This is a genomic window from Alkalimonas sp. NCh-2 (genome assembly GCF_039631345.1).
Lineage (GTDB): Bacteria > Pseudomonadota > Gammaproteobacteria > Enterobacterales > Alteromonadaceae > Alkalimonas > Alkalimonas mucilaginosa.
The window spans coordinates 55,442-68,461 of sequence record NZ_JBDIUV010000006.1 but is presented as its reverse complement, the minus strand read 5'-3'; the positions used below and the strand labels follow the sequence as shown (position 1 = coordinate 68,461).

Annotated in this window: 11 protein-coding genes; 6 read left to right on the top strand and 5 right to left on the bottom strand. The window is 49.4% G+C overall.

The window, feature by feature from the left end; genetic code table 11:
- The first annotated feature begins 152 nt into the window (after positions 1-152).
- Positions 153-713 carry a GNAT family N-acetyltransferase gene (locus ABC502_RS14740; protein WP_330086989.1) on the top strand — a complete coding sequence of 187 codons (561 nt, stop codon included), beginning with the start codon at positions 153-155 and terminating at the stop codon, positions 711-713.
- A gap of 42 nt (positions 714-755) precedes the next feature.
- Here the strand turns inward: ABC502_RS14740 and ABC502_RS14735 are convergent, their stop codons facing one another.
- The gene (locus ABC502_RS14735; protein ID WP_345916428.1) at positions 756-3,167 is read right to left on the bottom strand and encodes a TonB-dependent receptor; all 2,412 of its coding nucleotides are present in this window, start codon (positions 3,165-3,167) and stop codon (positions 756-758) included.
- Between the two features lie 240 nt (positions 3,168-3,407).
- Here ABC502_RS14735 and ABC502_RS14730 point away from each other — a divergent pair, with 240 nt between their 5' ends.
- The 5 genes from ABC502_RS14730 to ABC502_RS14710 all read left to right on the top strand — a co-directional run bounded on the left by ABC502_RS14730 (position 3,408) and on the right by ABC502_RS14710 (position 8,208).
- Positions 3,408-4,040: a LysE family translocator gene (locus ABC502_RS14730; protein WP_330086987.1), complete on the top strand. Its 633-nt coding sequence runs from the start codon at positions 3,408-3,410 to the stop codon at positions 4,038-4,040.
- Between the two features lie 62 nt (positions 4,041-4,102).
- Positions 4,103-4,627, top strand: coding sequence for a YaeQ family protein (locus ABC502_RS14725; RefSeq protein WP_330086986.1), 525 nt, complete (start codon positions 4,103-4,105; stop codon positions 4,625-4,627).
- 99 nt (positions 4,628-4,726) lie between these two features.
- Positions 4,727-5,644 carry a rhodanese-related sulfurtransferase gene (locus ABC502_RS14720; RefSeq protein WP_330086985.1) on the top strand — a complete coding sequence of 306 codons (918 nt, stop codon included), beginning with the start codon at positions 4,727-4,729 and terminating at the stop codon, positions 5,642-5,644.
- 129 nt (positions 5,645-5,773) lie between these two features.
- Entirely contained in the window at positions 5,774-7,489 is a 1,716-nt protein-coding gene (locus tag ABC502_RS14715) for a 5'-nucleotidase C-terminal domain-containing protein (RefSeq protein WP_345916427.1), read from the top strand.
- Between the two features lie 134 nt (positions 7,490-7,623).
- The gene (locus tag ABC502_RS14710; protein ID WP_330086983.1) at positions 7,624-8,208 is read left to right on the top strand and encodes a YceI family protein; all 585 of its coding nucleotides are present in this window, start codon (positions 7,624-7,626) and stop codon (positions 8,206-8,208) included.
- A 7-nt stretch (positions 8,209-8,215) separates the two neighbouring features.
- Here the strand turns inward: ABC502_RS14710 and yfaE are convergent, their stop codons facing one another.
- The 4 genes from yfaE to ubiG all read right to left on the bottom strand — a co-directional run bounded on the left by yfaE (position 8,216) and on the right by ubiG (position 13,015).
- A complete protein-coding gene (yfaE, locus tag ABC502_RS14705; protein ID WP_345916426.1) occupies positions 8,216-8,473 on the bottom strand; it encodes a class I ribonucleotide reductase maintenance protein YfaE in 258 nt (85 codons plus the stop codon).
- An 11-nt stretch (positions 8,474-8,484) separates the two neighbouring features.
- A complete protein-coding gene (nrdB, locus tag ABC502_RS14700) occupies positions 8,485-9,615 on the bottom strand; it encodes a class Ia ribonucleoside-diphosphate reductase subunit beta (RefSeq protein ID WP_330086981.1) in 1,131 nt (376 codons plus the stop codon).
- A 67-nt stretch (positions 9,616-9,682) separates the two neighbouring features.
- On the bottom strand, positions 9,683-11,962 hold the full coding sequence (gene nrdA / locus ABC502_RS14695) for a class 1a ribonucleoside-diphosphate reductase subunit alpha (RefSeq protein ID WP_330086980.1): 2,280 nt from the start codon (positions 11,960-11,962) through the stop codon (positions 9,683-9,685).
- Between the two features lie 321 nt (positions 11,963-12,283).
- Positions 12,284-13,015, bottom strand: coding sequence for a bifunctional 2-polyprenyl-6-hydroxyphenol methylase/3-demethylubiquinol 3-O-methyltransferase UbiG (gene ubiG / locus ABC502_RS14690; protein WP_330086979.1), 732 nt, complete (start codon positions 13,013-13,015; stop codon positions 12,284-12,286).
- Between the last annotated feature and the right edge of the window lie 5 nt (positions 13,016-13,020).

Here is a 13,020-nt window from a genome sequence, read left to right as displayed (position 1 = left end):
ACATAGGTGATTAAGTTCCCCTTGTCCATCCCATTATTAATGCTATTCGTCTATTCTTACCCATCTTAGGTATGGATATTGCTTGTTTCGGGACAAGATCGACTAAAGTCTACTAAGCGGATGTCTAAGTTGTATTTACAAGTGGTGAGTGCATGATTATTCGGCCCTACAAAGCTTTGGATGCGCCGGCACTGCTGACGCTGGCAAATCAGGTGCATGGTGACGGCTACCTGAATACCACCAAGCTACAGCATTACATTCAATGTGGCCTGGCTGCTGGCTTAAATGCCAGTTTTGTCGCTTATCATGAGGCCCAATTGGTTGGGTACCGTTTAAGTTTTGCTGCCGGACAATGGCAGCCGGACCAGTGGTGCAGTGAGTCTCTCTGGCCTGTGACAACAGATAAAATGGCTTACTTTAAATCCGTTGCGGTGGTTCCAGAGATGCAAGGAAAGGGGATCGGAACTCAATTGTTGCTTGCTTCGGTGCAGGTACTGCAACAACAAGGTGCAAAAGCAGGGTTAGCTCATCTCTGGATGCAAAGCCCCGGTAACAGCGCTGTACGTTATTTTACTCGTGCTGGCGGGCGTTTACTTCGGGTGCATCAGGATAAATGGCTCAGTTTATCGTTGCAAAGTACTGGCTACGATTGCCCGGTCTGTGGCAGGGAATGTCACTGCACCGCCGCAGAAATGGTGCTGGAATTCGAATAAAAAAACGGCCTGAGTAACAGGCCGTTTTTCAGGGGGCAGAGTTTAGAACCTGGCGCGCAGGCCCAGGGTAATGGCACGGCCCGGCAAAGGAGCATCGTCTTTGATAAAAGAGCTGTGTACGAAGCCCAAGCGGTTGGTCAGGTTGGTCCCGCGGACAAAGGCGGTCATTTCCACATCGCTTACATCAAAGTAATAGTTAAAGGTAGCATCCAGTAGGGTATAGCCGGCAGTGCGGTTTTCCAGCGGGCTGACCCGGTTTTGCCTGGCGTAACGGGTTAAGCCAACTTCACCACTCCAGTTTTGCGCCTGATAGCGGTACTCTGCGCCCAGCTTCATCGGCGGTATGCGAGGTAAGTCGTCACCACCGCGAACTTTGGCCCGCACCTGATCAGCAAATAAGTGGACGGATTGCATCTGATCCAGATAGTAACCCAGCTCAAACTCAAAGCCATAGAGTACTGCATCGTCCTGACGGTATTGCAGTACCGGGAAACTATGATCGCTGTGTCCATCATGGCTATGATCATGGTCGTGGCCATGACTGTGGTCATGTCCATGATCGTGACCACCTAAATCATCGATGTCCAGGCCGGTATTGGCAAGGTAAATGTAATTATTTACCCGGTTGTAAAAAAAGTTGTAAGTTAAGCTCAGGTTGCCATCAAACTTACGGAACGTCAGATCGAAGTTATTGGCGATTTCTTTTTGGAAGCGATCACGGTTTGGTTCGATATCACCATCGTGGTGGTCCAGGCGGTAGGCCAGGCCTAATTCATAAGTACCTGTTGCCAAATGAGCGCCATTGGCATAAAGCTCGGCAGCACTGGGAGCCCGCTCGGAACGGCTGGCAGCAAAAGCCCAGGAGAAACCTGGCTGGAATTCCCAAACCAGGCCAGCTGATGCACTATAGGCGGTAAAACGGGCTTCAACATGCTCGTGTCCATCACTATGGCCATGGTCGTGATCGTGGCCATGACTGTGGTCATGCTCGTGATGGCCAAATTCAATGCCATCAGCATGGTATTTAACCCGCTCTAACCGACCGCCCAGTTGCAGGGTCAGATCTCCAAAACGCTTTTCTTCCAGCATAAAAAAGGCATGGCTGGTCGTTTCTGTATCTGGCGTAAAAGCTTCTTCGCCAGAGGCTGTGTAATCATTGCGCAGCAAGTGGTAGCCGAAAATGCCGTGCCAACCTGCCAAAGGTTCATGCTCCAGCGTGATGCGGGACTCCAGAGTTTTGCTGCTAAAAAAAGTAGCAGCATGCCCATCTTCAATTTCACTGTGCTCGTAGTCGGTGTAGCCCAGGTTAAAAGCGATGGTCTCGATACCGGCAAAGGGATCGTAATACTCACCAGCCAGGTTAAAGCGATTTTGCCGGGCTTTGGCAAAGACATCATCATCATGGCCACCGTGGCTGTCATGATGCCCATGTCCGTGGTCGTGCCCTGGAATGCCATATTCAGACTCAGTACGGCCAGCATGAAAACCAATCAACCCCCGGCTACCAATATAACTTAAGCCAGCATTCAGACTGCTGGTTTCCAGCCAGCTGTTGTCGATTTCATTTTCGTGTTCACCATCGCTGTTGGTAAAGTGTGGCACTTTGTAGTCGTCGGCATTGCGATGCAGCCCGTCCAGATGCCAGGCAACCTGGTTATGGCTACCATCATGATTCAGTGCAATGGTTTTCTCATCGGAAACGCTGTTGTAGCGGGTTTCGACCACAGTGTCGGACTGAGGCCGTAACTGGCGGGGAATGCGGTTATCCACCACATTCACTACACCACCAATGGCACCGCTACCATACAGCAGGGTGGCAGGGCCACGCAGCACTTCAATTTGCTCCGTAGTCAGAGCATCGGCCATGATAGCGTGATCCGGCCCTATACGGGACACGTCACCGGTATCCAGGCCGTTGTTCAAAATGCGCACCCGGGGGCCATCCAAGCCGCGAATAACGGGGCTGGATGCCACAGGGCCAAAGTAGTTGGCATGGACACCTGGCTGTTTCTTCAGGGTTTCACCAATGGTAGGTTCAGTACGACGGGATAGTTGCTCACCCGATAGCACGGTGACTGGGGTGGCCATATCCAGGTTGTATTTATGGATCCCGGAAGCAGAAACTATCATGCGCTCGATCTGGCCACCTGGCTGCAAGGTAATAGCTTGTACACTTGTCGGATCAGATACTTGCAGATACTTGCCATCAAAGCCCGGAGCGGTGATGTGCAGCTCCGCATTGGCGGGCGCATGCAACTGAAAGTTACCATTGGCATCGGTATAAATGTATTGCTGGCGGCCATGCACATGGATGCGGGCATTTTTTACCGGCTCGCCCTGAGCATTGAGCACAGTGCCACGAATTTGCTGAGTGGCCATCGCCTGTGCTGAAAATGAGCAGGCGATGAGAATAGCCAGGGCAGATGGTTTGAGAAACGACTTCGAATTGCGCATCGGATTTCCTTCTTTCAATCGATGAAGAGCTTGTGATGTTATAACATTTTACAGTTTTCCTTCGTTGCATCAAGTCTGTTGCAACGATGCTGGTCAGAAACTGGATGAACACCACTATTTTCACGGCCAAAGCAGCCGGGTGTGTTCGCAATACTGTGATAGCAAGCGAAAGGCTTTGATTTGAATTGCATGGATCCATCAGCGTACAATGCAGCTCTTGTTTAAGATGGTGTCTGATTGATGAGTTTTTGGTCTGAGTTTGCATTGATTGCCGGAGTCCACCTGATGGCTGTCGCCAGCCCGGGCCCGGATTTTGCCATAGTGCTACGCTATGCGGTTCGTTATGGCAAACAGGCGGCGTTAGCTGCCAGCTGTGGTATTGGTTTGGCTATTTTACTGCATGTCACCTATTCGTTGGTGGGGATAGGTTTATTGATCCAAACCACGCCCTGGCTGTACATGGCTTTCAGTGTGCTGGCTGCACTTTATCTTGCTTACCTGGGCCAGCAAGCTATCCGCAGCAGAGCGCCGGATGTAGTACAGGCGGTTGCCAAAGAGCAAGTCGCTGAGCGGTTAAGCGGCCGAAAAGCATTGTTGACTGGTTTTATTACCAATGGCTTAAATCCCAAGGCAACCTTGTTCTTCCTGTCTTTATTTGCGGTAGTCATTTCACCCGAAACACCGTTTAGTTTTAAGCTGGTTTACGGCGGTTATATGGCCATTGCTACTGCTTTATGGTTTTGTTTGCTATCTTTTTTGTTAACTCAAGCCAGGGTCCGTGGTTTTTTACTGCTGAAAGGCTACTGGTTCGATCGGGTGATGGGTACACTTTTGTTGGCACTTGCTTTGCATCTTATTTGGAGCCTGGTCTAAACTTCTAACCAGAATGACCGACAAACTAGTAAAGGCCTGTTTTTGCTATCGAGGAAAACACCATGTTGATGAGTGCCAAGGTCATCAAATTGGATCTGAATTACAGCTGCGCAGAGCACCATCACTTTGCGCAGCAGCGCCACTATTTAGCGCCTTATCCGGAGGAGCCTGCCGAGCACTTTGCCCGCAGGGTCCTGGCCTGGTTGTGTTTGTATGAAAGTAAGGCCGTGATGGCTGGCTTGCATCGCAGCGGCAAAGATCCCGACCTCTTTTTGCTGGATGAACAGCAGCATTTTCAACTATGGGCCAGTGTTGAGCTGTTGGAGGAAAAGCATCTACGCCGGGCCTGTCATTTAGCCGATCAGGTGGTGCTTTTTCTTGATCCGGATGAGCAACGGCAATTGCACAACATGCCATATTCAGCGAAGTGGAGTAGCTGCGTGTTTCAACCCGAGCAGTTGCAGCAGTTGTGCACTATGCTTAAACCTCATATGGAGCTTAGTGTCTGGCGTGAAGACGACGCCATTTTACTGACCGATGGCACGCAGCATCTGGAACTATCCGTACAGTGTCAACACCCGCATTAACCCTTACTTTCTTTTCCCCAGCGCTAAAAATAGCTATAATGCCGGCCCTCGTTAAACTTGCGCTGGATTTGCGATCCAGACTGGCAAAGAAGGTTGTTTATGTACGTTGTAGCCGCACTTTATAAATTTGTTCATTTACCCGATTATCAGCAACTCAGAGACAAAGTGTATCAATTACTGGTAGAGAACCAGGTAAAAGGTACTTTGTTGCTGGCCGAAGAGGGGATTAACGGTACCATCTGTGGCTCCAGAGCCGGCATTGATGCAGTCCGAAGCTGGTTGGCGGCTGAAGGACGCTTTGATGGTTTAAGTTACAAAGAGTCTTTTGCCGATGAGCCAGCGTTTTACCGTACCAAGGTGAAGCTGAAAAAAGAAATCGTCACCATGGGAGTGCCAGGTGTTGACCCGAAGCATATTGTCGGCACTTACGTCAAAGGTGACGATTGGAATCGGTTGATCAGTGACCCGGATACCATCGTGATAGATACCCGCAACGATTACGAAGTGGCTATTGGCACTTTCCAAAATGCTGTGAACCCAAATACCACCTCGTTTCGCGAGTTTCCTGAGTGGGCAGCTAGCCACCTGGATCCTGCTCAACATAAGAAAGTTGCGATGTTTTGTACCGGTGGGATCCGCTGCGAGAAATCCACGGCTTATTTGAAAGAGCAGGGCTTTGAAGAAGTTTATCACCTGGATGGTGGCATTCTGAAGTATCTGGAAGAAGTGCCACCTGAGCAAAGCCTGTGGCAAGGGGAATGCTTTGTCTTTGATCAGCGTGTTGCGGTGAAGCATGGCTTGGAGCAGGGGAGTTACGATCAATGTTATGCTTGTCGGATGCCACTCTCAGAGCAAGACATGCAATCGGAGTATTACATCAAAGGCTTAAGTTGCCCGCATTGCCATGACAAAACCACTGCAGAGCAAAGAGCATCTTTTGCCGAGCGACAAAAACAGGTTCAGCTGGCAAAACAACGGGGTGAAAAACATATCCGTGATGGTAAACTTGAGCCATAATTCAGCTGTCTTTTTTTTGTCATAAAAGCCAGCTTAGCTGGCTTTTATTGTTCTGAGGGTTTTATGCGACACCTTACTCTGCTTGGATGTTCACTTTTAGTAGCTTTGTCTGGTTGCAGCCAGACAAGGATGTCTGAAACACAAGTTAGTTCCGATTTAACTTTAGCCATTGCCCACATTAATGATCATCACTCCAACCTGGCTGCTAAACAGCAAATTTCACTACGCATTGCCGGTGACTTTATCGATGTTGAAGTGGGCGGTTTTCCGCGGGTGGCCAGCAAAATTGCCCAACTGCAGCAGCGCCATCCTGATTTATTGACATTGCATGCTGGTGATGCCATTACCGGTGATCTTTATTACAGTTTATTCCAGGGCGATGCCGATGCGCATCTTATGCGTGAAATTTGCTTTGATGCCTTTACCATAGGCAACCATGAGTTTGATGATGGTGATGCTCATTTGGCGACCTTTATCCGCAACCTTCACGACGAGCAGTGCCAAACGCCGGTGTTATCTGCCAATATCCGGCCGGAAGTAGGAACACCGTTGGCTCCAAATCATGATTGGGAGTTGTTTCAGCCTTATGTGATCCATGAGATTGGTGGACATCAGGTCGCAATCATTGGCCTGACCATCGCCAAAAAGACCCGGCAATCGTCTCAGCCGCTGCCAAGTACTGCTTTTTTGGATGAGCTGGAAACCGCCCGTTATTACATCGATAAGTTGCAGCAGCGGGGCATTGGTAAGATTGTGTTGTTAACACACTATGGCTATGTCAATGACATTCTGCTGGCACAGCGTTTGCCAGGTGTGGATGTGATTGTGGGCGGTGACTCGCACAGTTTATTGGGGGATTTTGCTCAGGTTGGCTTAACGGCCGATGGCGAATACCCAACCGTGGTAACCAACCTTGACGGCGCTCCGGTGTGCATTGTGCAAGGCAAGGACTATGCTCAGGTCGTCGGTGAACTGCTGGTGCACTTTAAAGGTGATGCAGTCGAGCGCTGTGAAGGGCGGCCTCACTTGTTGGTGGGGGATAACTTTAATCGGAATGGCGAACCGCTAACTGAGGCCGAGCGTACCAAAGTGCTGGACTATATCGCTGGTTCAGATGTACTCAGCCTGGTGGCGCCTGAGCCTAAATTACAATTCTTGCTGGAAGGTTACAGCACCCGTATCGAAGAATTGTCTGCGCAACGCATTGCGTTCATACCAGAGCGCTTGTGCCGGATGGACCCGGGCGAGGCCCGTGAGGAAAGCTGCGGTGATGCCAACCAATCTGATTTGCATTATGTGGTCAGTAAAGCTTTCCTAAATCAAAGCCGGCATGCCGACATTGCGTTGCAAAATGCCGGCGGTGTTCGTACAGACTTACCGGCAGGGGAGCTAAGTATCGCTCAGGTGTATCAGTTGCTGCCATTTTCCAATACGCTGATCCACCTGCACATGCATGGCCATGAGATTAAGCAGGTGTTGGAAGAAGCCATTGATTACTCAATCACCCCGGGGGCCTCGTCTGGAGGTTACCCACATGGTGCCGGCATCCGCTTTTCTGTCGATCTGACCAAGCCGGTGAACCAGCGGGTTAGCGCTCTGGAAGTGCAGCGTCATGGGGAGTGGCAGCCTCTGAATATGGATGAAAGCTACATCGTCGTGACCAACAGTTTTATAGCGTCCGGCCAGGATGGCTGGGCCACTTTTGGCAAAGTGATGGCTGCGGAGCGTTATCAGGATACCTACATCAATTATGCTCAGGCTTTTATTGATTTTGCCCGTGAACAGCAGTTACTGAGCCGGCCTGATCCTAGTCTGCATAGCACTCAGCGTATCATTCTGCCTTAAGCGACCACTGCATGATGAGTCATTTGATGGCTTATCATGCGATTTTTTAGAATTAAATCTGTTTATTTTTGCGCTATTTATCTATTTTTCCGTAGGCTAAGCTTATTTTGAGTTTTTTAATCACGGAGAATTTTATGAAAGTAGCCTTATTTAGCTCTGCTATCCTGCTAGGAGCCACAACCAGCCTTCTGTCAGCTACCACTCAAGCCGCCGACTATCAAATCGATACTGAAGGAGCTCATGCTTTTATTCAGTTTCGGGTGAATCACCTGGGTTATAGCTGGTTGTATGGGCGATTTAATCAATTTGAAGGCAGCTTCCATTACGATGCCAACGATCTTAGCAGTGCCCATATCGCTCTGACGATTGATACCAACAGCATTGATAGTAATCATCAGGAACGTGATCAACATCTGCGTAGTGCTGATTTTTTAAATGTCGAAGCTCACCCGCAAGCGCATTTTCGGAGCCAACAGATTAAAGCGACTGAGAATGGCCGGCTTGAAGTTCATGGTGAATTAACCTTGAATGGCATCACGAAAGTAGTGGTGATTGATGCAGAGAAAATGGGTGAGGGCACCGATCCATGGGGCGGCTACCGCGCAGGCTTTGCCGGTACCACTAAATTTGCCTTAAAAGATTTTGGCATCAATTACGATTTAGGGCCGGCAGCAACCCATGTCTATCTGGATTTAACGGTGGAGGGGATCCGTCAATAAAGCGGTTCTAGTCGGGAAGCTCGATCGTAATATCGCTGATTGGAATACTGCAGCAGGGTAAGAACTCACCCTGCCGCACAAAAGCAAGCGGCTCCTGTAAGTACTTGATATTACCGCTGACCAAGCGGCAACGGCAGGCTCCACAGTAGCCCTCGCGGCACTGATAGTGCACGCTAAACTTCGCTTGCTCCAGCACAGTCAATAGATTGTCCTGGTTGTCGTATTCCAACTCGGTGTCTGAGTTGTTCACCTGCACTTTAGGCATGGTGAGTCAGATCAGAGATCGAAGTCACCAAAGTCACCCGAGTCCACCTGATTATCAATTTGTCCTACCAGGTAGGAACTGATTTCCGCTTCCTGTGGCGCGACCTGAACGTTGTCAGACACCAGCCAGGCATTAATCCAGGGAATAGGGTTTTGGTTGGTGCTGTAAATCGGTTTTAAGCCAATAGCCTGCATCCGGTTGTTGGTAATGTATTCAACGTACTGGCACAGAATATCTTTGTTCAGTCCGATCATGGAACCATCTTTGAACAAATAGGCGGCCCAGGCTTTTTCCTGTTCAGCGGCTTTTTTGAAAATAGCGATGGCGTCTTGCTCGCACTCTTTGGCGATCTCACCCATTTCCGGGTCGTCTTCACCGGCAGCAATAATGTTGAGCATATGCTGAGTACCGGTCAGATGCAGGGCTTCATCGCGGGCAATCAGTTTAATGATTTTGGCATTGCCTTCCATCAGCTCGCGCTCAGCGAAAGCAAAACTGCAGGCAAAACTAACATAGAAACGGATAGCTTCCAGCACATTGACCGACATCAGGCATAGATAAAGTTTCTTTTTCAAATCACGCAAACTGACACTTTTGCTGACGCCATTGACGTTATGGGTTCCGCTGCCGCAGAGATTGTACAAACTAAAGGATTCAATCAAATCATCGTAGTAACGCGTAACATCTTCCGCCCGCTCCATAATGTTTTGATTGAGCATAATGTCATCAAACACTTTGTGTGGCTCGGAGGAGATGTTGCGCACTATGTGGGTGTAACTGCGACTGTGAATGGTTTCGCTAAAGGCCCAGGTTTCGATCCAGGTTTCCAGCTCTGGCAAGGACACCAAAGGCAGTAGCGCTACATTCGGTGAGCGGCCTTGTACTGAGTCCAGCAAGGTTTGATACTTCAGGTTGCTCAGGAATATATGCTTTTCATGCTCTGGCAGGTTTTGGAAGTCGATGCGATCTTTGCTGACATCAACTTCCTCCGGACGCCAGAAAAAAGACAATTGCTTTTCAATCAGCTTTTCAAAAATCGGGTATTTTTGCTGATCGTAACGGGAAACATTGACCGGGTTGCCGAAGAACATCGGCTCTTTCATTTGATCGTTAATTTCACGATTAAAAGTGGTGTACGCCATGGCGTGATTCTCTTCCTATTACACAATGAACCGAAAAACGGGCTCTGAAAAGAGCCCGCTATGGCAGTTAAATCTTGCAGGCGCCGCCGGCGCAGTCATCGTCTTCAGCTTCTGGCATGTCTTCCTGCATATCCGAGGCACCATCACGGGTGTTGTGGTAGTACAGGGTTTTTACTCCAAGCTTGTAAGCGGTTAGCAAATCTTTTAACAACAGCTTCATCGGGACCCGGCCACCGTCGAAACGGTTTGGATCGTAATTGGTATTGGCAGAAATGGTTTGATCAACAAACTTCTGCATAATACCGACCAGGGCCAGGTAGCCATCGTTGTTGGGCATATCCCACAACAGCTCGTACTGAGCTTTTAACCGTTCGTACTCAGGCACGACCTGTTTTAGAATACCGTCTTTACTGGCTTTGACACTGACATGCCCCCGTGGAGGTTCAATGCCATTGGTGGCATTGGAAATCTGTGACGAGGTCTCTGATGGCATTAGCGCTGATAGCGTGGAATTCCGCAAACCAAAGGCCATCACATCCTGACGCAACCGATCCCAGTCCAGTTGCAAAGCTTCTGTGCAGACTTTATCCAAATCTTTTTTGTAGCTGTCAATCGGCATAATGCCTTGCGAGTAGGTGGTCTCGTTGAACTTTGGACAAGGACCAAATTCTTTTGCCAACTGCATCGAGGCCTTCAGCAAGTAATACTGAATGGCTTCAAAGGTACGGTGAGTAAGGCCATTGGCCGAGCCATCGGAGTAACGCACGCCATTCTTCGCCAGGTAATAGGCGTAATTGATCACGCCCACACCCAAGGTACGACGGCCCATAGTAGCATTTCGGGCTGCCGGAATGGGGTAGTCCTGATAATCAAGCAGGCTGTCCAGAGCCCGTACAATGAGATCCGATAATTCTTCCAGTTCGTCCAGGCTCTCCAGAGCGCCCAGGTTAAACGCGGACAGGGTACAAAGCGCAATTTCACCTTCTTCGTCATTAACATCACGCAGCGGCTTGGTAGGCAGCGCAATTTCCAGACACAGGTTACTCTGACGTACTGGTGCCACTTTCGGATCAAAGGGGCTGTGGGTGTTGCAATGATCCACGTTTTGCAGGTAAATACGGCCGGTGCTGGCTCGCTCCTGCATAAAGAGGGTGAAGAGTTCCACCGCTTTAATGCGCTTTTTACGGATGCTGTCATCGGCTTCATACTGCACATACAGCTGTTCAAACTTTTCCTGATCTTCAAAGAAGGCATCGTACAAGCCTGGCACATCGGATGGGCTGAACAAGGTAATGCTTTCATCTTTGATCAGGCGCTGATACATCAGGCGGTTAAACTGCACCCCATAATCAAGGTGACGGACCCGGTTTTCTTCCACGCCACGATTATTTTTCAGTACCAGTAAAGACTCTACTTCCAGGTGCCACAACGGGAAGAACAAGGTAGCAGCACCGCCACGCACACCGCCTTGCGAGCAGCTTTTGACAGCAGTCTGGAAATGTTTGTAAAACGGGATACAACCGGTATGAAAAGCTTCACCATGCCGGATAGGGCTGCCCAGAGCGCGGATCCGGCCAGCATTGATACCAATACCAGCACGTTGACTGACGTATTTAACAATGGCACTGGAGGTGGCATTAATGGAGTCGAGGCTATCACCACACTCGATCAGTACGCAGGAACTAAACTGACGGGTAGGAGTACGCACTCCTGCCATAATAGGCGTAGGCAAGGATAATTTAAACAAGGAGATGGCATCGTAAAAACGACGCACATAACCTAAACGGGTTTCTTTCGGGTAATTAGCAAACAAGCAAGCAGCTACCAGCATGTACAAGAACTGGGCACTTTCAAAGATCTGGCCGGTGACCCGGTTTTGCACCAGATATTTGCCTTCCAGTTGTTTCACAGCGGCGTAACTGAAGTTCAGATCGCGGCCATGATCGATAAAACTATCCAATTGCTCCAATTCAGCTTTGCTGTAATCCTGCAGCAAGTGCGCATCGTAGCGACTGTTTTCCACCATCCGTACTACATGGTCGTACAAAGCCGGCGGCTCAAAACGGCCATAGGCTTTTTTACGCAAGTGGAAGACCGCCAGCCGAGCGGCCAGGTACTGATAATCCGGTGTGCTCTTTGAAATTAGATCAGCGGCAGCTTTGATAATGGTTTCGTGAATATCTTCAGTTTTGATGCCATCGTAAAATTGGATGTGTGACTTAAGTTCAACTTGAGAAACTGACACACTTTGCAGCCCTTCGGCAGCCCAGGTGATGACACGGTGAATTTTATCTAAATCCAACGGCTCCCGACCGCCATCACGCTTCGTAACATACAATGTCGTCATGCTGTAGTACCCACTTTTTGTTGCGTCCATTTAAATTGATGTCGCCGTCAGACCAGGCAGTGCTGATTGCTTGATTATTTTTTCGACCCTAATTGCTGCTTCAATACACAACATATAGGGATAACGGCGAACTGGATCACAAGATAGTGTGGATTTACCCGATTTGCAAGTCAGAAAAAACCATAGTTTTGGTATGGGGTTTGCTAATACTTTTTTACTGCAGCCAGCAAGGCCAGCGCCGGTCAGGCTTTGCTGAAATGCAAGCTCTTTTTCGTTGAAAAAAACTATTTTTATCCGCCAGTCTGACCAGTTAAATAAGCATCAATTCAATGCTTTTTTCGCCACCACAAAGTAATTCACATCCAGCCCAGGCCCTACTTTAAAAGTGTTGCTCAGCGGATTGAAATGCAGGCCAGTCGCTGCGGTAATGGTGAGACCGGCTTGCTCGGCATAGCGCATCAGTTGCGAAGGGCGAATAAACTTGGCGTATTCATGGGTACCACGTGGTACCAGTCGCAGCAGATATTCCGCGCCGACAATCGCCATGGCGTAAGCTTTCCAGCTTTTATTGATGGTAGAGAACACCACAGTACCACCTGGCGCCACTAAATCCGCACAAGCTTGCACCACAGACGCTGGCTCGGGGACATGCTCCAGCATTTCCATACAAGTTACCAGCTCAAACTGGCCAGCTGCTTTTAGTGCAAAGTGCTCTGCGGTAGATTGCTGGTAATCAACAGCAACGCCAGCTTCGAGCGCGTGCAGCCGTGCTACCATCAAAGCTTCATCGGCCATATCAATGCCGGTGACGTTAGCGCCGGCCCGGGCCATGCTTTCCGCCAGAATACCGCCGCCACAGCCCACATCAATCACCGCTTTACCAAACAAGCCGCCCAGTTGATCACTGATGTAACCCAGCCGCGTGGGGTTAAGCAGGTGCAGGGGTTTAAACTCACCATCAGGATCCCACCAGCGAGAGGCGATGTCATTAAACTTGGCAATTTCAGCGGCATCTACATTGTCAGCCAAGGGTTGGGTAGGGATATCGGCCATCAGGG

What these genes read in the sequence shown, in the direction of transcription:
- nrdA (WP_330086980.1), bottom strand. Translation starts at nt 11,962, where the DNA reads ATGACGACATTGTATGTTACGAAGCGTGATGGCGGTCGGGAGCCGTTG.
- ABC502_RS14715 (WP_345916427.1), top strand. Translation starts at nt 5,774, where the DNA reads ATGTCTGAAACACAAGTTAGTTCCGATTTAACTTTAGCCATTGCCCAC.
- ABC502_RS14730 (WP_330086987.1), top strand. Translation starts at nt 3,408, where the DNA reads ATGAGTTTTTGGTCTGAGTTTGCATTGATTGCCGGAGTCCACCTGATG.
- yfaE (WP_345916426.1), bottom strand. Translation starts at nt 8,473, where the DNA reads ATGCCTAAAGTGCAGGTGAACAACTCAGACACCGAGTTGGAATACGAC.
- ABC502_RS14710 (WP_330086983.1), top strand. Translation starts at nt 7,624, where the DNA reads ATGAAAGTAGCCTTATTTAGCTCTGCTATCCTGCTAGGAGCCACAACC.
- ABC502_RS14735 (WP_345916428.1), bottom strand. Translation starts at nt 3,167, where the DNA reads ATGCGCAATTCGAAGTCGTTTCTCAAACCATCTGCCCTGGCTATTCTC.
- nrdB (WP_330086981.1), bottom strand. Translation starts at nt 9,615, where the DNA reads ATGGCGTACACCACTTTTAATCGTGAAATTAACGATCAAATGAAAGAG.
- ABC502_RS14725 (WP_330086986.1), top strand. Translation starts at nt 4,103, where the DNA reads ATGTTGATGAGTGCCAAGGTCATCAAATTGGATCTGAATTACAGCTGC.
- ABC502_RS14740 (WP_330086989.1), top strand. Translation starts at nt 153, where the DNA reads ATGATTATTCGGCCCTACAAAGCTTTGGATGCGCCGGCACTGCTGACG.
- ubiG (WP_330086979.1), bottom strand. Translation starts at nt 13,015, where the DNA reads ATGGCCGATATCCCTACCCAACCCTTGGCTGACAATGTAGATGCCGCT.
- ABC502_RS14720 (WP_330086985.1), top strand. Translation starts at nt 4,727, where the DNA reads ATGTACGTTGTAGCCGCACTTTATAAATTTGTTCATTTACCCGATTAT.